Genomic DNA, 19662 nt, shown 5'->3' with positions numbered 1-19662 from the left:
ACTGGCCTCGTGAGTGAGCCCCGCCCTTCCGACCGGCACAACGCCTCCGATCCCGACGAGACCTTCGCGGGGATCGTCGACGAAGCGACCCAGCGCGACCCCGACCTGGCGGTGATCGAGGCCGGGAGCCGTACGCTGCGCACCCGCTCGGGGCCGCCGCAGGGCCAGGACGTCCCCGCCCGCCCCGCCGACCCCGAGGTGGACAAGGCGCTGCGCGCCGTGGAGCAGGAGCTCGCCGGGCGCTGGGGTGAGACGAAGCTGGAGCCGTCCATCACGCGCATCGCCGCGCTGATGGACGTGCTCGGCGAGCCGCAGCGCGCCTACCCCTCGATCCACATCACCGGGACCAACGGCAAGACGAGCACGGCCCGCATGATCGAGTCCCTGCTCGGCGCCTTCGACCTGCGTACCGGCCGCTACACCTCGCCGCACGTCCAGTCGATCACCGAGCGGATCAGCCTGGACGGCTCGCCGATGGACCCCGAGCGGTTCATCGAGGCGTACCAGGACATCAAGCCGTACGTGGAAATGGTCGACGCCCAGCAGCCGTACCGGCTCTCCTTCTTCGAGGTGCTGACGGGCATGGCGTACGCGGCGTTCGCCGACGCGCCGGTCGACGTCGCCGTCGTGGAGGTCGGCATGGGCGGCAGCTGGGACGCGACGAACGTCATCGACGCCTCGGTCGCCGTCGTCACCCCCATCTCGCTGGACCACACCGACCGGCTCGGCGCCACGCCCGCCGAGATCGCCGGTGAGAAGGCCGGGATCATCAAGCAGGACGCCACGGTCATCCTGGCGCAGCAGCCCGTCGACGCCGCGCAGGTCATGCTGAAGAAGGCCGTCGAGGTCGACGCCACGGTCGCCCGCGAAGGCATGGAGTTCGGCGTCGTCTCCCGCGAGATCGCCGTCGGCGGCCAGCTGCTGACGCTGCGCGGCCTCGGCGGCGAGTACACGGAGGTCTTCCTCCCGCTGTACGGCGCCCACCAGGCGCACAACGCGGCGGTGGCGCTCAGCGCCGTGGAGGCGTTCTTCGGGATCGGCGCCGAGCAGTCCGGCGCACTCGACATCGACACGGTCCGCCAGGCCTTCGCCTCGGTGATCTCGCCGGGCCGTCTCGAAGTCGTCCGCTCCAGCCCGACCGTCGTCCTGGACGCGGCCCACAACCCGGCGGGCGCCCGTGCCTGCGCCGACGGGCTCTCCGAGGCGTTCGGCTTCTCCCGGCTGATCGGTGTGGTCGGCGCGAGTGGCGACAAGGACGTCAGGGGGCTCCTCGAAGCCTTCGAGCCGATCTTCGCCGAGGTCGTCATCACCCAGAACTCCAGCGGCCGCGCGATGGACGCCGACGAGCTGGCCGCCGTCGCGGTCGAGGTCTTCGGCAGCGACCGCGTCCAGGTCGAGCCCCGCCTCGACGACGCGCTGGAGGCGGCGATCACCCTCGCCGAGGAAGAGGACGAGTATGCGGGCGCCGGCGTCCTGGTGACCGGTTCCGTGATCACGGTCGGCGAGGCCCGACTGCTCCTGGGAAGGCACTGACCGACGTGCGTACGCTCTGTGCATCGACACTGATCGGCGAGTTCTTCGTGATCGGCTTCGCCGGACTCGTCGCGATGAAGTCCGACGACCTCTCGAACACCACGGTCTGGACGGTGTGCGGCATCGGCATGCTGCTCTCCGTACTGCTCTGCGGGATCATCACCCGCCCCGGCGGGATACAGCTCGGCTGGGCGCTGCAGATCGCCCTGGTGCTGAGCGGCTTCGTCGTCCCGATGATGTTCATCCTCGGCCTGATCTTCGGCGCCCTGTGGTGGGCCTCGGTGCACTACGGCCGCAGGATCGACGAGGCGAAGGCCCGCTGGGCGGCCGCGGAGGAGGCCGCCGAGGCCCCGGCCGGTGGCTGATCCCGTGCCCCGCGGCCAAACCCGGCCGCAGGCCCGTTCCCGTACCCCTGTAGCCTCGCTTCACCGCACCCGCATGCCTGCAAGGAGCCGCACACCATGACCCAGCGCACCCTCGTCCTGCTCAAGCCCGACGCGGTCCGGCGCGGACTGGTCGGCGAGATCGTCGGGCGGATCGAGCGCAAGGCCGACTGGCGGATCACCGCGCTGGAGCTGCGCACCCTCGACCGCGCCACGCTGGAGCAGCACTACGCCGAGCACGTCGGCCGCCCGTTCTACGAGCCGCTCGTCGAGTTCATGCAGTCCGGCCCGGTCGTGGTGCTGGTCGCCGAGGGCGAGCGGGTCATCGAGGGCATCCGTACGCTGGCCGGTCCTACCGACCCGATCGCCGCCGCGCCCGGCTCCATCCGTGGTGACTTCGGCACGATCACCCGCGAGAACCTCATCCACGCCTCGGACTCCGAGGAGTCCGCAGAGCGAGAACTGAAGCTTTTCTTTCCGGGACTCTCCTGACTCCGGATCAGCCGAACAGCGCTCATGACCTGGGGCGACCGAATTAATTCGGTCGCCCTTCGGCATAGGGTCCCGGATCGCGGGAACGCATCACCCCGACGTAACGTCACCATGAGTGGAACGGCCACCCGTTCCGCCTACAAAGGCGAAGGACCCTCGCGCGGTGTCCGTGCATACGGCACTACGATGGAATCTTCCACGCCCGCAGCGCTCATCTCGCCGACCAGAACAAGCCAACATCGCTTTCTCGGAAGGCCCGACGCATCCTCATGGGGAACAAGGGGAACTCAATGTCGTTCATCGGCCGTGACATGGCTATCGACCTCGGGACTGCCAACACGCTGGTGTACGTCAGGGGGCGCGGCATCGTTCTGAACGAGCCGTCCGTCGTGGCCATCAACACCAACACCGGCGGCATCCTGGCGGTCGGCTCCGAGGCCAAGAAGATGATCGGGCGTACACCGGGCAACATCGTTGCCGTACGGCCCCTGAAGGACGGCGTGATCGCCGACTTCGAGATCACCGAGCGGATGCTCCGCTACTTCATCCTGAAGATCCACAAGCGCCGCTACCTGGCCCGCCCGCGCGTCGTCGTCTGCGTGCCCTCCGGCATCACCGGCGTCGAGCGACGCGCCGTCATCGAGGCGTCGACGCAGGCCGGCGCGCGCCAGGTGCACATCATCGAGGAGCCGATGGCGGCGGCCATCGGCTCCGGGCTGCCGGTCCACGAGGCCACCGGCAACATGGTCGTCGACATTGGCGGCGGCACCACCGAGGTCGCGGTCATCTCGCTCGGCGGAATCGTCACTGCCCAGTCGATCCGGGTCGCCGGTGACGAACTGGACAACGCGATCATCCAGCACATCAAGAAGGAGTACTCGCTCCTTCTCGGTGAGCGCTCCGCCGAACAGATCAAGATCACGATCGGCTCGGCGTACGACCTGGACAAGGACGAGCACACCGAGATCCGCGGCCGTGACCTGGTCTCCGGGCTGCCCAAGACCGTGGTCATCTCGGCCGACGAGGTCCGCAAGGCCATCGAGGAGCCGGTCAACGCGATCGTCGACGCCGTGAAGACCACGCTCGACAAGTGCCCGCCGGAGCTCTCCGGCGACGTCATGGACCGCGGCATCGTCCTCACCGGCGGCGGCGCGCTGCTGCGCGGGCTGGACGAGCGGCTGCGCCGCGAGACCGGCATGCCGATCCACATCGCCGAGGACCCGCTGGACTCGGTGGCGCTCGGATCCGGCAAGTGCGTCGAGGAGTTCGAGGCACTCCAGCAGGTGCTGGACGCCCAGCCCCGCCGGTAGACGGCGGGCCGGTCCGCGGACGGACAACACAGTGGTCTGCTGCGCGGACCGCTGCCGCTCCGTACGGCCGATCGTTGATATACAGGCACGAACATTCCGACGAGGAAGGCACGGCCGCCGCACGTGAGGGACACACGAGAGAGCCGGCTGCTCCTGGTGCTGCTGATCGCCATCGCATTCGCATTGATCACGGTGGACATCCGGGGCGGCGAGGAGTCACCGGTGGACGGTGCCCGGCAGGCCGCCGCCACGGTCTTCGGACCGGTCGAGAACGGCGTGGCGGCGGCCGTCGACCCGGTGGGCAACGCCATAGGAGCGGTACGCGACTCCGGCACCCGGCACAACCGGATCGCTGAACTGGAGCAGCAGAACGCCGCGCTGAAGACGAAGCTCGGCAGCGACGACCAGAACCGCAACCGGGTCCGCGAACTGGACCGGATGCTGAAGAAGTCGGCCGCCGGACAGTACGGCATCAAGGCCGCCGAGGTCGTCGCCATAGGAGCGGCCCAGGGCTTCTCCTGGACGGTCACCATCGACGCCGGCTCCCACGACGGCATCAAGCGCGACATGACCGTCATCAACGGCGACGGACTCGTCGGCCGGGTCACCACCGTCGGCCCGGACACCGCCACGGTGCTCCTGGCCAACGACCCCGACTTCACCGTCGGTACCCGTATGGAGAAGACCGACGAACTGGGCTTCGCCACCGGCCAGGGCTCCCGACCGCTGTCCGTCCAGTTCCTCAACGGCAAGGCCAAGGTGAAGAAGGGCGACCGCCTGGTCACCTTCGGTTCCAGCAAGGACAAGCCGTTCGTGCCGGGTGTCCCGGTGGGCGAGGTCGTTCGCGTCGACCCGTCCGGCGGCGGCCTGACCCGTACCGTCTACGTCCGTCCGTACGTCGGGTTCACCAAGCTCGACATCGTCGGCATCGTCGTGCAGGCCCCGCGGGAGGACCCCCGCGACATGGTCCTGCCCAAGGCGCCCGCCAAATCCGCCAAGCCCAAGCCCACCCCGACCGTCACCGTGACGATCTCGCCCAACGGCGACATCGTCGACACCGAAGGAAACGTCGTCGGGAACATCCACGAGAGCCCGGACCCGAGCGGATCCCCGGTCCCCAGCAGCAGTTCGAACGCCACACCGAACACCGGCACCGCGGCAAACGAGCAGAGGTAGAGCTGATCCCCATGCGCTTGAACCGGACTCTGCTCTCCGTCTTCCTGGTCGTCGTCGCCCTCGTCGTCCAGATCTCCGTCCTCGCCCGGCTCCAGCTCCCCGGCGCCGTGCCCGACCTGCTCCTCCTCGTCGTCCTCGCTCTCGCCTTCGTCTACGGGCACGTCAGCGGCGCCCTCATCGGCTTCGGCGCGGGACTCCTCGCCGACCTGGCACCGCCCGCCGACCACGCCGCCGGGCGCTACGCGCTGGTCCTCTGTGTCATCGGGTATCTCGCCGGACTGGCCAAGCCGGAGAACGGGCAGCTCAAGTCGGCGGCCGTCCCGATGGTCGGGGTCGTCGCCGCGGCGATCGGCTCGACCCTGCTGTACGCGCTCGTCGGCGCGCTCGTCGGGGACACGGCGGCCCGTCATGTGGGCCTGGGCAGCCTGCTGTTCACGGCCGCTGTCTACGACCTGCTCCTCGCGCCGTTCGTCGTGCCGCTGATCATGGCGATCGCCAGACGCACGGTGAACGATCCGCTCGCCGACGCGTCCGGCGGCGATGTCGCCGCGGGCTGGCTGGCCTCCGGCACCGGACTGCGGATCGGCGGCCAGCGCGGCGGACTGCGCGTCAAGGTCGCCCGCAACCGCGCGGCACGCGCCGGACGGATCAAGGGAGTCAAGCGACTGTGAGGCCGCACCACAGCGGGGACACCCCCCGTACCTCCGGCCCGACCACCACCGGGGGCGCCCCGTGAGCAACATCCCCGAGACCGGCCGGACCCAGCGGGTCCAGATCCGTCTCGTCGTCATCCAGGTCCTCGTCTTCTCCCTGCTGCTCACCCTCGGCGGGCGTCTCTGGTACCTCCAGATCCGCAACGGCAAGGAGTACAGCGACGAGGCGAAGAACAACCACGTCCAGCAGGTCGTCCAGCCCGCCGTCCGCGGCTCCATCCTCGACGCGCGCGGCGTGCCCCTCGCCGACAACGAGACCCGTCTGGTCGTCTCCGCCAGCCGCACCGAACTGATGAAGATGGCGGACGACGGCAAGAGCGTCCTGACCCGGCTCGCCGATGTCCTCGGCATGCAGCCCAAGGAAGTCCTCGACAAGATCCGGCTCTGCGACGCGAAGACCCCGCAGCCCTGCTGGAACGGTTCGCCGTACCAGCCGATCCCGGTCACCGACGAGGCCACCACCCAGCAGGCCCTCCAGATCCGCGAACGCGCCGAGGACTTCCCCGGCATCACCGCCGAACCCACCGCCGTACGCCGCTACGCCGCACCCGGCAAGGCCAACACCGCCCAGGTCCTCGGCTATCTCTCGCCCGTCACCGACGAGGAGATCACCAAGGCCCAGGACACCGACTCGCCGTACCTCCGCTCCGACCAGGTCGGCCGCTCCGGCCTGGAGCGCACCTACGACAAGGAACTGCGCGGCAAGGCCGGTGTCACCCGCTACGAGGTCGACAACCTCGGCCGGGTCATCGGCGAGGCGAAGAACGACAAGGCGGAGCCCGGCTCCAGCGTCGTCACCTCCATCGACGCCCGGGTCCAGGCCGTCGCCGAGTACGAGCTCAACGAGGCCATGAAGACGGCCCGTCAGTCGTTCGACAAGAACACCGGCGAGAACTACAAGGCCGACTCCGGCGCCGTCGTCGTCATGGAGGCCAAGACCGGCCGGGTCGTCGCGATGGCCTCCCTGCCGAACTACGACCCCAACGCCTGGGTCGGCGGCATCTCCGCCAAGGACTACGCCCGGATGACCAGCAAGAAGTCCAACTATCCGCTGCTCAACCGCGCCATCCAGGGCCAGGCCGCACCGGGCTCGATCTTCAAGGTCGTCTCGACCGCGGCCTCCGTCCAGGCGGGCTACGCGTTCGACGGCCACTACCCCTGCCCCAGCTCCTACAGCGCCGACGGCCAGGTCTACAAGAACTTCGAATCGCAGGGCCACGGCTCGATCACCCTGGGCCAGGCGCTCGAGGTCTCCTGCGACACCGTCTTCTACGCACTCGGCCACCAGCAGTGGCAGAAGGACGGCGGGCTGAAGTCCAAGAAGAACGCCAAGGACTGGTTCTTCAAGACCGCCCACCAGTTCGGCCTCGGCAAGGAGACCGGTATCGACCTCCCCAGCGAGGTCACCGGCCGTGTCCCCGACCGCCAGTGGAAGAAGGACTTCTGGAAGGCCAACAAGGACGCCTGGTGCGAGCAGGGCAAGAAATGGCCCAAGAAGAAGGACTTCGGCACCGTGCTCGCCCACGAGAACTGCCTCGAGGGCATGAAGCTGCACGCCTATGACGCGATCAACTACTCCATCGGCCAGGGCGATACCCTCGTCACCCCGATCCAGATGGCGACCATCTACGCCGCGATCAGCAATGGCGGCACGCTCTACGACCCGACCGTCGGCAAGGCGATCGTCAGCCCCGACAGCAAGCACGTCCGCGTGATCGAGCCCCATTCGCACGGCAAGCTGCCGGCCAGCGCCCAGACCCTGAAGCAGATGGAGGGGGCGCTGGCGGGCGTCGCGACCCGCGGTACCGCCGCCTGGCGATTCGGCGGCTGGCCGCAGGACAAGATCCCGATGCACGCCAAGACGGGTACGGCCGAGGTCTACGGAAAGCAGACGACCTCCTGGTTCGCCACGTACACCAAGGACTACTCGATCGTCATGACGATCTCTCAGGGCGGTACGGGTTCCGGTGCGTCCGGGCCCGCCGTGCGCAACATCTACGACGCCCTCTACGGCCTCGACGACTCCGGCAAGCAGGATCTGAAGAAGGCGCTGCTGCCCACCCCGCAGAAGTCCCTGCCGAAGATCCAGCGGGACGGCACGATCGACGCCCCGGAGATCAAGCCGTACAACCCCGACTCGCAGAAGACCCCGGAGGAACAGACCCTCGCCGCGGTCCTGGGGAGGCGCGACTGATGGCCGGCTTTTCCGTCTCGCGCTACGCCCCCGAGCGCTCCGCCTGGGGCAAACTCATCGCCCGCGACTCCGTCGTACGCAAACTCGACTGGCCGCTGCTCGGGTCCGCGATCGCGCTCTCCTTCATCGGCTCGCTGCTGGTCTACTCGGCGACCCGGGGCCGCGACTCGCTCACCCACGGCGACCCGTACTACTTCCTCTTCCGGCACGCCCTCAACACCGGCATCGGCTTCGCCCTGATGATCGGCACGATCTGGCTCGGCCACCGCACCCTGCGCGGCGCCGTCCCGATCCTCTACGGCCTCTCGGTGATCCTCGTACTGGCGGTCCTCACCCCGCTCGGCGCGACCGTCAACGGCGCCCACGCCTGGATCATCATCGGCGGCGGCTTCTCGCTCCAGCCGTCCGAGTTCACCAAGATCACCATCATCCTGATCATGGCGATGCTGCTCGCCGAGCGCGTCGACGCGGGCGACCAGCTCCACCCCGACCACCGGACCGTCGCCAAGGCGCTGGGCCTGGCGGCCGTGCCGATGGCGGTCGTCATGGGGATGCCGGACCTCGGCTCCGTGATGGTCATGGTCGTCATCGTGCTCGGCGTGCTCCTCGCCTCCGGCGCGTCGAACCGCTGGATCTTCGGCCTGCTCGGCGCGGGCGTGGCCGGCGCGATCGCGATCTGGCAGCTCGGCCTGCTCGACGAGTACCAGATCGCCCGCTTCGCCGCCTTCGCCAACCCCGCGCTCGACCCGGCGGGCGTCGGCTACAACACCAACCAGGCCCGCATCGCGATCGGCTCCGGCGGCCTGACCGGAACGGGCCTCTTCCAGGGCACCCAGACCACCGGCCAGTTCGTCCCCGAGCAGCAGACCGACTTCGTCTTCACCGTCGCGGGCGAGGAGCTCGGCTTCCTCGGCGCCGGGCTGATCCTCGTCCTGCTCGGCATCGTCCTGTGGCGCGCCTGCCGGATCGCCCGCGAGACGACCGAGCTGTACGGCACGATCGTCGCCGCCGGAATCATCGCCTGGTTCGCCTTCCAGGCCTTCGAGAACATCGGGATGACGCTCGGCATCATGCCGGTCGCCGGGCTGCCGCTGCCGTTCGTGTCGTACGGAGGGTCCTCGATGTTCGCCGTCTGGGTGGCCGTCGGGCTGCTCCAGTCGATCAGGGTGCAGCGGCCGATATCGGCGTAGGGGTGTCTTCGTGCGCGACAGCCCTCTGCCGGGGCCCGGCGTGGGCCTGGCCCCGGCAGAGGGCTGTCGCGGGGAACGGAATCGCTGAATAATCGATCGCGTCAGATCGATCGCGTCTGGATTCGGTTCGTGACTCCTCCACCCGGCGGGCGGGCGGCTTCTCACTCGGCTCGGTCGAACCTCATGACGGCCAAGCCCTGACCGCTGCCCGAGGGCAGGATCACAACGTAGGACACATCAGCGCCGCTCCAGCGGGCGAAGCCGACCGTTCACTCGAATGGAGGTCCGATGGTTCAGACCAAGCGAGAGATCGAGCGGAAGTACGAGGCCGCCAGCGGGGCCGAGGTGCCGGACCTGACCGGCGTGTCCGGGATCGCGGATGTCGTCGCCCGGGGCGTCGCGGAGCTGGACGCCGTCTACTACGACACCGCAGAATTGCGCCTCGTCGCCGACGGGATCACACTGCGGCGGCGTACGGGCGGCGGTGACGAAGGCTGGCACCTGAAGTTCCCGGTCTCCGCCGGAATCCGCGACGAGATCCGCGAGCCCCTCGCCGACACCCTGCCACGCACGCTCTCCGGTCTTGTCCGCTCCCGTACGCGCGGCACCGGCGTCGTACCCGTCGTCCGCCTCGTCTCCAAGCGCGATGTCCGCCACCTCGTCGATGACCAGGGCGAGCTGCTCGCCGAGCTGTCCGTCGACTCCGTACGGGCGGAGCGCGTGACATCGGACGGGGGTACGGCTGCGTGGACCGAGATCGAGGTGGAGTTGGCGGACGACGCCGACCCCATGCTGCTGGACGCTGTGGAGAAACGTCTCCGCAAGGCAGGCATCACCCCGTCGCCGGCGACATCGAAGCTGGCACGGGCGCTCGCCGAGACCGCCCCGAAGCCGAAGAAGACCCCCGGCCGGAAGCGGGCGCACCCCACCGCGGGCGACCACGTCCTCACGTACATCCGCCACCAGACCGAGGCGATCGTCGCCCTCGACCCCGCCGTACGCCGTGACCTCCCCGACTCCGTGCACCAGATGCGGGTCGCCACCCGCAGGCTCCGCAGCGCGCTGCGGACCTACGGGAAGATCCTCGACCGCGGCGTCACCGACCCGGTCGGCGACGAGCTGAAGTGGCTGGCCGCCGAGCTCGGTATCGACCGCGACCAGGAGGTCCTCGACGCCCGGCTGTGCGCCCGTCTCGACGGCCTGTCCCGCACCCTGATCCTCGGCCCCGTCCGGAGCAGGCTCGGGATCTGGTCGGTGGCCCGCCGGGGCGGCTCCCGGCGCCGGACCGTCGGCGTACTCGACGGAACGCGGTACCTGGCACTCCTGGACAGCCTCGACGCCCTGCTCGCCGCCCCGCCCCTGCTGCCCGCCGCATCCAGCGCCCCCGAGCGGGCACTGCCCCGTGCCGTACTGAAGGAGTACGAGCGCCTCGCGACCCGCGTCGGCCACGCCCTGGAGCTCCCGCCCGGCGAGGACCGGGATCTCGCCATGCACGACGCCCGCAAGGCGGCCAAGCGCGCCCGCTACGCGGCGGAGGCGGCCGGGCCCGCGCTCGGGAAGCCGGCCAAGCGGTTCGCCCGGCGGATGAAGGCCCTCCAGACCCTCCTCGGCGACCACCAGGACAGCGTCGTGGCGCGCGACGCCCTGCGTACCCTGGCCGTCCAGGCACACGCGGCGGGGGAGCCGGGATTCACCTGGGGACTGCTGTACGGGCGGGAGGAGGCGACCGCCGCCGCCGGGGAACGGGAGCTGCCCGGGGTGTGGGAGCGGGCGTCGCGGCCACGGGTGCGGTCGGCGCTGGAACGCTGAGTGCCGGGGTAGGCTTGATGGTCACCCTTGCCGGCTCTCGAAAGTTCGCGATGTCTGTCGATTCGGTCTTCCCACAGCTCGAAGCTCTGCTCCCGCATGTGCAGAAGCCCATCCAGTACGTCGGCGGTGAGCTGAACTCCACCGTCAAGCCGTGGGACGAATGCGATGTCCGCTGGGCGCTGATGTACCCGGACGCGTACGAGGTCGGACTCCCCAACCAGGGCGTCATGATTCTCTACGAGGTGCTCAACGAGCGCCAGGGCGTCCTCGCCGAGCGCACCTACAGCGTGTGGCCGGACCTCGAAGAGCTGATGCGCGAGCACAAGGTCCCGCAGTTCACCGTGGACAGCCACCGCCCCGTCCGCGCCTTCGACGTCTTCGGGCTGAGCTTCTCCACCGAGCTCGGCTACACCAACATGCTCACCGCCCTGGACCTCGCGGGCATCCCGCTGAACGCCGCGGACCGCACCGTCGACGACCCGATCGTGCTGGCGGGCGGCCACGCCGCGTTCAACCCCGAGCCCATCGCGGAGTTCATCGACTGCGCGGTCATCGGCGACGGCGAGCAGGCCGTCCTGGAGATCACCGAGATCATCCGCGCCTGGAAGGCCGAGGGCCGCCCCGGCGGCCGCGAAGAGGTGCTGTTCCGGCTCGCGAGGACCGGCGGCGTCTACGTCCCGGGCTTCTACGACGTCGAGTACCTCCCGGACGGGCGCATCGGCCGTGTCGTACCCAACAGGTCGGGCGTGCCGTGGCGGGTGTCCAAGCACACCGTGATGGACCTCGACGAGTGGCCGTACCCGAAGCAGCCCCTCGTGCCCCTCGCCGAGACCGTCCACGAGCGGATGTCCGTCGAGATCTTCCGCGGCTGCACCCGCGGCTGCCGTTTCTGCCAGGCCGGCATGATCACGCGCCCCGTGCGGGAGCGAAGCATCACCGGCATCGGCGAGATGGTCGAGAAGGGCCTCAAGGCGACCGGCTTCGAAGAGGTCGGACTGCTCTCGCTCTCCTCCGCGGACCACTCCGAGATCGGCGACATCGCCAAGGGCCTCGCCGACCGGTACACCGAGGACAAGATCGGCCTCTCGCTGCCCTCCACCCGCGTCGACGCGTTCAACGTGGACCTGGCCAACGAGCTGACCCGCAACGGCCGCCGCTCCGGACTCACCTTCGCCCCCGAGGGCGGCTCCGAGCGGATGCGCAAGGTCATCAACAAGATGGTCTCGGAAGAGGACCTCATCCGTACCGTCGCCACCGCGTACGGCAACGGCTGGCGCCAGGTGAAGCTGTACTTCATGTGCGGTCTGCCCACCGAGACGGACGAGGACGTCCTCCAGATCGGTGACATGGCGGTCAACGTGATCGCCAAGGGCCGCGAGGTCTCCGGCCAGAGCGACATCCGCTGCACCGTCTCCATCGGCGGCTTCGTGCCCAAGCCGCACACGCCGTTCCAGTGGGCCCCGCAGCTCGGCGCCGAGGAGACGGACGCCCGGCTGGCCAAGCTCCGCGACAAGATCCGCGGCGACAAGAAGTACGGCCGCTCCATCGGCTTCCGCTACCACGACGGCAAGCCCGGCATCGTCGAGGGCCTGCTCTCGCGCGGCGACCGCCGCGTCGGCTCCGTCATCCGCGCGGTCTACGAGTCCGGCGGCCGTTTCGACGGCTGGCGCGAGCACTTCAGCTACGACCGCTGGATGACCGCCGCCCGGAAGACGCTGCCCGAGTACGGCGTGGACGTCGACTGGTACACGACCCGGGAGCGGACCTACGAGGAGGTCCTGCCCTGGGACCACCTGGACTCCGGTCTCGACAAGGAGTGGCTCTGGGAGGACTGGCAGGACTCGCTCGACGAGACCGAGGTCGAGGACTGCCGCTGGACCCCGTGCTTCGACTGCGGCGTCTGCCCGCAGATGGACACCAGCATCCAGATCGGCCCGACCGGCAAGAAGCTGCTGCCGCTGTCGGTCGTGAGGTAGCCGCCTCGGGTACGTCCGTCCGGGTGACAGCTCGGTGACGAAGGCCCGGTCCGGGAAACCCCGGAGCGGGCCTTCGCGTCATGTACGGCATGGACTACGGCAAGCACCAGGCTCCCGCGCGCTACGAAGCCGGTGAGGGCTGTCTGACCACCCTCATCAGGATTCCGGTACGGATCGTGGTGCTGGTGATCGTCCTGCCCGTACGCATGGTCTGGGACGTCCTGGTGGTCGCCGCCCGTGCCGCCGACCGCATCCTGTTGCGCCCCCTGGGCCGGGCCCTGTCCTGGCTGTTCGCGACGCTGGTGGTGGCCCCTGCGGTCTGGTTGTACGCATGGGTGCTCACCCCGCTGGGCCACGCGCTGCGGTGGCTGGCCGCGGCGGTCTTCGTGTGGCCGTGGGTCGCGCTCTGGCGGTACGTGCTGGTGCCGGCGGGGCGCTACGGGCTCGTGGTGCCGGTGGTGTGGCTGTACGAGGCGGTGCTCACCCCGATCGGGCACGGGCTGGGCCGGGTGTACCGCGCGTTGCTCGCCCCTGCCGGGCGGGGGATCGCCGCCGCGGTCGGCTGGGTGCTCACCGCCTTGTTCGTCCGGCCGGTGGCCGCCCTGTGGCGGTACGTCCTGGTGCCCCTCGCGCTCGCCGCCTCATGGCTGGTGGAGTACCTGGTCGTACGGGCGCTGGCCTGGACGTACCGCGAACTGCTCACCCCGCTCGGCCACGGCATCACCTGGCTGCTCGACCTGCTGGCGCGCGGGATCGCGGCCGCCGGGAGCGGGCTGTGGGCAGCGGTGGAGTGGCTGGTCCTGACGCTGCTCGTCGCGCCGCTCGGCCTGCTGTACCGGCGGGTCCTCACCCCGGTCGGCCGGGAGATCGCCGCCGCGTTCGGTGTCGCCTGGCGCATCGCGGGTTACATCTCGCGGGCTGTCGGCCGGGCCATCGCCTGGCTGGCGTGGCATCTGGTCGGGGCGCCGGTGACCTGGGTCTACCGCGCGGTGTGCACGCCGGTGGGGCATTTCGTACGTGACGCCGTCTGGGCCCCCACCAAGCGGGCCGCCGTCGAGACCGGACGCGCGGCCCGGTCGGCGCTGCGCGCGGCACGCGAGACCGTGGCGCGGGCACGCCGTGACGCCTGGCGGGCACTGGTCGGCGGGCCGGGGGCGCCCGAGCCCCGGGAACCGGGGAGCCCCCTTGCGCGTACTCTGGGTAGTACAACGACTGTGCCCAGCGCGGCGCCCGAACCAGAGATCTCCCTGCTCGGAGAGAAAAACGCCGAGCGGGGGTGAGCCGGACCGGACACCCCGGGCCACCCGCATTTCGAGGGCGGCGTGCCACCGCGTCCGTCCCGCACCGAGGAGAAGAACCACTGGGCAAGCGACAGCCCGAAGGCCCGCCGCCCGCACCGGCAGTGCAGCGCATCCGACTGCGCTACACCAAGCGCGGCCGCCTCCGGTTCACCAGCCACCGCGACTTCCAGCGTGCCTTCGAGCGGGCACTGCGCCGCTCCGAGGTGCCCATGGCCTACTCGGCGGGCTTCACCCCGCACCCGAAGGTCTCGTACGCCAATGCCGCACCCACCGGCACGGGCAGTGAGGCCGAGTTCCTGGAGATCGCCCTCACCGAGGCCCGGGATCCCGCAGTCCTTCGCGAGCTGCTCAACGCCTCGCTGCCGGACGGTCTCGACGTCACCGACGCCGTGGAGGCCCGCACCTCGGGTCTCGCCGACCGGCTGACCGCCTCCATCTGGGAACTGCGTCTCGACGGAGTCCCCGTCGAGGAGGCCGCGAAGGCCGTGGCCGCCTTCAACGAGGCGGAGATTGTCGAGGTCCAGCGCCGGGCGAAGAACGGCATGCGGACCTTCGACGCCCGCGCCGCCGTGGTCGGCCTGGAGGCCCTTGATCCACAGCCTGATAGGCCCGAGGACAGGCCCTGTGCGATACTGCGGCTGGTTGTTCGGCACGTGACACCTGCCGTGCGACCTGACGACGTCCTGTCCGGTCTCCGCGTTGTGGCCGACCTGGCGCCGCCGGTCCCCGCAGCGGTGACCAGGCTGGCGCAGGGGCTCTTCGACGAGGAGTCCGGCACGGTGACCGACCCGCTCGCGCCCGACCGCGAGGCAGCCCCGGCCGTTCCATCCACGGCCACCGGGACCGCCGTCGCGACGGCGCCGGAAGGTGCAGGTTCCGCGTAAGGCGGTCGTTGCAGCGCAGCTCTCCGGCTCGGGAGCCACCTGGGCCGGGCCGCGCGATGACCCATAAGACTTTCGCCAGGCCGTACGCACCTCGCGTACGGAACCGGCGAGCCAGACATTGAGCTCCCGTGCGGCGCCCGCGCCCCGGACGCCGGTCCCGCGTACATCACGCGGACCGTGTTGGACCGGAACCAGACGCGGCGCCCGGGAGCCTGACGGGAGAACCGCCCGCATGCCCCAGTCCAACGAACCCGGCACGACCGGGAACGTCGAAGAGAACAACGCACCCGGCGACAAGCTGCCGCCGCGCCGCAGGCGCCGCGCCGCGTCCCGCCCCGCCGGCCCGCCGGTGGCGGACGCACCCGGCACCGCCGCTCCGGCCATACCGGCCGTTGACGCCGCAGTGTCCGACAGCACCACCACCGAAGCCGAGAGTGCCCCGGCGGCAGAAGCCGCAGAAGCCGCGCCGCCGGCCCGTACGCGTCGTCGCGCGGTCCGCAAGGCGACCGCTCCGGCGGGTGCGCCGCAGGCCGCCGAGGCCGTCGAGATCGTGGAACCCGCCGCGAGCGCCGAGACCACCGGGCCCGTCGTCGAAGCCGAGGCAGAGGTCGAGGCCGAGGTCGTGGAGGCGCCGCCGGCGCGTACGCGTCGTCGTGCCGTTCGCAAGGCGACCGCTCCGGCGGGTGCGCCGCAGGCCGCCGAGGCCGTTACCGAGCCCGAGGCCGAGCCCGCCGTCGAAGCCGAAGCCGAGGTTGAGGCCGTGGAGGCGCCGCCGGCGCGTACGCGTCGTCGTGCGGTCCGTAAGGCGACCGCTCCGGCGGGTGCGCCGCAGGCCGCCGAGGCCGTCGAGATCGTCGAGGAAGCGACGGCCGTGGTGGGTGCCGAGCCCGAGCCGGCCGAGGCAGCCGCCGAGCCCGTGGCCGCCGCGCCGCGCGGCCGTACCCGGCGCAGGGCATCGGCTCCGGCCGGTGCACCGCAGCCCGCCGAGGCTGTGGCCGAGCCCGCCGCGCCCGCAGAAGCGGAGGAAGAGGCCGTCGAGGCCCCGCGTACGCGTCGTCGTGCGGTCCGCAAGGCGACCGCTCCGGCCGGTGCGCCGCAGGCCACCGAGGACACCGGCGAGAGCCTGCCCGAGGCCGCCGCCCCCGAGGCCGCCGCCCCCGAGGCCGCCGCCCCCGAGGCCGCCGCCCCCGAGGCCGCCGCCCCCGAGGCCGCCGCCCCCGAGGAGCCGGCCGCCGAGCCCGCCGAGGAGGCCGCACCGCGCGGCCGCACCCGGCGCCGCGCCACCGCAGCCGCGGGCCGGCCCGAGTTCACCGCCACGGAGGAGGAGCCCGTACGCAAGAGCCGTCGTGCGACGCGCCCCGCCGTGGCCGTGTTCCAGGCGCCGGTCTTCGCCGAGCCGATGTTCCAGACGCCGGAGACCGCGGCTGCCGCCGCTGCCGCTTCGCGTCACGAAGAGGTCGAGGAAGAGCCGGAGACGGTCGAGGAGCCGACCGCCACCATCGAGGCACCGGCCGCCGAGGCCGCGCCGCAGGCCGGTTCGCGCCGCCGTCGCCGCCGTCGCGGTGAGGCCGCCGAGCCCGAGCAGGCCGCCGCTCCCGCCGCCGAGGTGGAGGAGTACGTCGAGGAGGAGCACGAGCCGGAGGGCGAGAGCGAAGCCGGGCACGAGGGCGAGGGCGAGGAGACGGACGAGTACGGGGAGCGGCCCTCACGCCGTCGCCGTCGCGGAGGCCGTCGCCGCCGTCGTGGCGAGAGCAACGAGGGTGACGAGACCGCGGAGCAGTTCGGCGACGAGGCCGCCGCCGAGCACGCCGAGGGGGACCAGGAGCGCGCTCAGGAGTCCGAAGAGGAGGAGGACGAGGAGCACGAGGCGTCCGCCGCCGGATCCAGCAGCAGCCGTCGCCGTCGTCGTCGCCGTCGTCGCAGCGGGGACGTCCCGTCCGAAGCCGACAACGGCATCGACGACCCGGAGCGTACGGTCGTCAAGGTCCGCGAGCCCCGTAAGAAGGAAGAGCGGGAGCCCGGCACCGGCTTCGACGAGGTCCAGTCCATCAAGGGCTCGACCCGTATGGAGGCGAAGAAGCAGCGCCGCCGCGAGGGCCGTGAGCAGGGCCGCCGTCGCGTTCCGATCATCACCGAGGCCGAGTTCCTGGCGCGCCGCGAGGCCGTCGAGCGGGTCATGGTCGTCCGCCAGAACGGCGAGCGCACCCAGATCGGTGTCCTCGAGGACAACGTGCTCGTCGAGCACTACGTCAACAAGGAGGAGGCCAACAGCTACGTCGGCAACGTCTACCTGGGCAAGGTGCAGAACGTACTGCCGTCCATGGAGGCCGCCTTCGTCGACATCGGCAAGGGCCGCAACGCGGTCCTGTACGCCGGTGAGGTGAACTTCGAGGCGCTCGGCATGGCCCACGGGCCGCGCCGTATCGAGACCGCGCTCAAGTCCGGCCAGTCCGTCCTCGTCCAGGTGACCAAGGACCCGATCGGTCACAAGGGTGCCCGACTGACCAGCCAGGTCTCGCTGCCCGGCCGCTACCTGGTCTATGTGCCCGAGGGCTCGATGACCGGCATCAGCCGCAAGCTGCCCGACACCGAGCGGGCCCGGCTGAAGACCATCCTCAAGAAGATCGTCCCCGAGGACGCGGGCGTCATCGTCCGCACCGCGGCGGAGGGTGCCAGCGAGGACGAGCTGAGCCGCGATGTCGAGCGGCTGCAGCAGCAGTGGGAGGACATCCAGAAGAAGGCGAAGAGCACCGGCAGTTCCAACGCGCCGACGCTGCTCTACGGCGAGCCGGACATGACCGTCCGGGTCGTCCGCGACATCTTCAACGAGGACTTCTCCAAGGTCATCGTCAGCGGCGACGACGCGTGGGAGACCATCCACGGCTACGTCTCGCAGGTGGCGCCCGACCTGACGGACCGCCTGTCGCGCTGGACCTCCGAGGTCGACATCTTCGCGACGTACCGGATCGACGAGCAGCTCATGAAGGCGCTGGACCGGAAGGTCTATCTGCCGAGCGGCGGCTCGCTGGTGATCGACAAGACCGAGGCGATGGTCGTCGTCGACGTCAACACCGGCAAGTTCACCGGCCAGGGCGGCAACCTCGAAGAGACCGTCACCAAGAACAACCTGGAGGCGGCCGAGGAGATCGTGCGTCAGCTGCGGCTGCGCGACCTCGGTGGCATCGTCGTCGTCGACTTCATCGACATGGTGCTGGAGTCCAACCGGGACCTGGTGCTGCGGCGTCTGCTGGAGTGCCTGGGCCGTGACCGTACGAAGCACCAGGTCGCCGAGGTCACGTCGCTGGGCCTGGTCCAGATGACCCGTAAGCGGGTGGGCCAGGGTCTGCTGGAGTCCTTCTCCGAGACCTGCGTCCACTGCAACGGGCGCGGCGTGATCGTGCACATGGAGCAGCCGACGTCGGTCGGTGGCGGCGGTAAGCGTGCCAAGAAGCGCGGCCGGGTCGGCGTGGGCCAGGAACCCGAGCACGAGCACGTCACCGAGGTCGAGACCGAGGCCGAGGTGGCCGCCGAGGTGGCCGCCCCGGTGGCGCTGCCCGAGCCGGAGTTCGTCCCGGACGAGGAGCTGTACAGCAGCGCGGCCGAGGCCGAGGCAGCAGCCTTGCGTGGCCGCGGCCGGCGCCGCGCGACCCGTAAGGCCACGGCTCCGGCCGGCGCCCCGAAGGCCGCAGCGGCCCCTGCCCCGGAGCCGGTCGTCGAGCCGGAGCCGGTCGTGGCCGCGGAGCCCGAGCCGGTGGTGGAGCCGGAACCGGTCGCCGAGGCCCCCCGGGGCCGTACGCGCCGCCGGGCGACCCGGAAGGCGACCGCCCCGGCCGGCACCCCGGCTCCGGCCGCCGAGGAAGCCCCGGCCGTCGAGACCCCGGTTGCTGCCGAGGCCCCGGTCGCCGAGGCCCCGGTCGTCGTCGAAGCCCCGGTCGTCATTGAGGCCCCGGTCGTCATCGAGGCTCCGCAGCCCGAGGCAGCACCCGAAGAGGCGGTCCCCGCGGCCGCTCCGCCGCGTGCCCGCCGCCGGGTGACCCGCAAGGTCACCGCCCCCGCGGGCTCGCCCGCAGGCGCGGACGCGGCAGAGGTCGTCGTGGTGACCGGCTCCCCGGAGCCGAAGCCCGACACCGAGCCGGCCGAGACCGCCGAAGCGGAGGCCCCGGCCAAGAAGACGGCCCGCAAGACGGCCAAGAAGGCCACCGCCAAGAAGGCAGCCACCAAGAAGACGGCTGCCAAGAAGACCGCCGCGAAGAAGACGACGGCCAAGAAGGCGGCGGCGAAGAAGACGGTCGCCGCGGAGCAGTCGCCGCAGACGTCCGTCTCGGCCGGCACGGAGAGCTGACAAACAGTCACAGAGCGGTGAGAGAGGTGCGGTTCCCTCCTGGGAGCCGCACCTCTTTCGCGTGCGGGACGCAGGCGCGGAGCATGTGGGCCATGTCTCGTCAGCCGTAACCTCAAGGAAACCCGCTGTGAAAAGCCTGATAATGTGACGCGGCTGACGCTCTGGATACGTCATTTCTCGAGAATGCTCATCAGCGTGTCGGCCCGCTTCAGGCAGGACAGACCATCCTTTACGCCTCGGTGCACTGCCCCCGGGGAAAAGGGTGATTTGCGCGCAATATATTGGTACAGAATCGGCCATGCGCCGGGGCGGCGGAGCCTCATGCCGGCATTCGCATGCCCTTGGAGCCGTCGTCGGTC

Annotated in this window: 13 protein-coding genes; all 13 read left to right on the top strand. The window is 70.7% G+C overall.

The genetic code is table 11. From position 1 onward, the window contains the following. Positions 1-9: 9 nt before the first annotated feature. Positions 10-1533: a bifunctional folylpolyglutamate synthase/dihydrofolate synthase gene (locus ACFVV1_RS20150; RefSeq protein ID WP_389990745.1), complete on the top strand. Its 1524-nt coding sequence runs from the start codon at positions 10-12 to the stop codon at positions 1531-1533. Positions 1534-1538: 5 nt separating this feature from the next. Next, complete coding sequence (locus tag ACFVV1_RS20145; protein WP_389990743.1) at positions 1539-1898, top strand: DUF4233 domain-containing protein; 360 nt, start codon at positions 1539-1541, stop codon at positions 1896-1898. 96 nt (positions 1899-1994) lie between these two features. Continuing rightward, positions 1995-2408, top strand: a complete 414-nt coding sequence (gene ndk, locus ACFVV1_RS20140) for a nucleoside-diphosphate kinase (protein WP_389990741.1) — start codon at positions 1995-1997, stop codon at positions 2406-2408. 290 nt (positions 2409-2698) lie between these two features. Further along, positions 2699-3718, top strand: a complete 1020-nt coding sequence (locus ACFVV1_RS20135) for a rod shape-determining protein (RefSeq protein ID WP_383756200.1) — start codon at positions 2699-2701, stop codon at positions 3716-3718. Between the two features lie 123 nt (positions 3719-3841). Continuing rightward, complete coding sequence (mreC, locus tag ACFVV1_RS20130) at positions 3842-4894, top strand: rod shape-determining protein MreC (protein WP_389990739.1); 1053 nt, start codon at positions 3842-3844, stop codon at positions 4892-4894. An 11-nt stretch (positions 4895-4905) separates the two neighbouring features. Next, positions 4906-5565: a rod shape-determining protein MreD gene (gene mreD, locus ACFVV1_RS20125; RefSeq protein WP_389990737.1), complete on the top strand. Its 660-nt coding sequence runs from the start codon at positions 4906-4908 to the stop codon at positions 5563-5565. 61 nt (positions 5566-5626) lie between these two features. Beyond that, a complete protein-coding gene (mrdA, locus tag ACFVV1_RS20120; RefSeq protein ID WP_389990735.1) occupies positions 5627-7801 on the top strand; it encodes a penicillin-binding protein 2 in 2175 nt (724 codons plus the stop codon). Next, complete coding sequence (gene rodA, locus ACFVV1_RS20115; RefSeq protein WP_389990733.1) at positions 7801-8991, top strand: rod shape-determining protein RodA; 1191 nt, start codon at positions 7801-7803, stop codon at positions 8989-8991. The genes mrdA and rodA overlap by 1 nt, the downstream gene beginning before the upstream one ends. 288 nt (positions 8992-9279) lie before the next feature. Next, a complete protein-coding gene (locus ACFVV1_RS20110; protein ID WP_389990731.1) occupies positions 9280-10800 on the top strand; it encodes a CHAD domain-containing protein in 1521 nt (506 codons plus the stop codon). A 50-nt stretch (positions 10801-10850) separates the two neighbouring features. Next, entirely contained in the window at positions 10851-12776 is a 1926-nt protein-coding gene (locus ACFVV1_RS20105; protein ID WP_389990729.1) for a TIGR03960 family B12-binding radical SAM protein, read from the top strand. 89 nt (positions 12777-12865) lie between these two features. After that, positions 12866-14056: a hypothetical protein gene (locus tag ACFVV1_RS20100; protein ID WP_389990727.1), complete on the top strand. Its 1191-nt coding sequence runs from the start codon at positions 12866-12868 to the stop codon at positions 14054-14056. A gap of 122 nt (positions 14057-14178) precedes the next feature. Then, positions 14179-14961, top strand: coding sequence for a TIGR03936 family radical SAM-associated protein (locus ACFVV1_RS20095; RefSeq protein ID WP_389990725.1), 783 nt, complete (start codon positions 14179-14181; stop codon positions 14959-14961). Positions 14962-15193: 232 nt separating this feature from the next. After that, on the top strand, positions 15194-19303 hold the full coding sequence (locus ACFVV1_RS20090) for a ribonuclease E/G (protein WP_389990723.1): 4110 nt from the start codon (positions 15194-15196) through the stop codon (positions 19301-19303). The last annotated feature ends 359 nt before the right edge of the window (positions 19304-19662 follow it).

The organism is Streptomyces sp. NPDC058092 (assembly GCF_042884935.1).
Lineage (GTDB): Bacteria > Actinomycetota > Actinomycetes > Streptomycetales > Streptomycetaceae > Streptomyces.
The sequence above is the reverse complement of the archived record's forward strand: the minus strand, read 5'-3'. Positions and strand labels throughout refer to the sequence as shown.

Bases quoted from the DNA above. Each gene is read 5' to 3' on its own strand.
- ACFVV1_RS20105 (WP_389990729.1), top strand. From the start codon at position 10,851: ATGTCTGTCGATTCGGTCTTCCCACAGCTCGAAGCTCTGCTCCCGCAT.
- rodA (WP_389990733.1), top strand. From the start codon at position 7,801: ATGGCCGGCTTTTCCGTCTCGCGCTACGCCCCCGAGCGCTCCGCCTGG.
- ACFVV1_RS20100 (WP_389990727.1), top strand. From the start codon at position 12,866: ATGGACTACGGCAAGCACCAGGCTCCCGCGCGCTACGAAGCCGGTGAG.
- ACFVV1_RS20090 (WP_389990723.1), top strand. From the start codon at position 15,194: ATGCCCCAGTCCAACGAACCCGGCACGACCGGGAACGTCGAAGAGAAC.
- ACFVV1_RS20110 (WP_389990731.1), top strand. From the start codon at position 9,280: ATGGTTCAGACCAAGCGAGAGATCGAGCGGAAGTACGAGGCCGCCAGC.
- mreD (WP_389990737.1), top strand. From the start codon at position 4,906: ATGCGCTTGAACCGGACTCTGCTCTCCGTCTTCCTGGTCGTCGTCGCC.
- ndk (WP_389990741.1), top strand. From the start codon at position 1,995: ATGACCCAGCGCACCCTCGTCCTGCTCAAGCCCGACGCGGTCCGGCGC.
- ACFVV1_RS20135 (WP_383756200.1), top strand. From the start codon at position 2,699: ATGTCGTTCATCGGCCGTGACATGGCTATCGACCTCGGGACTGCCAAC.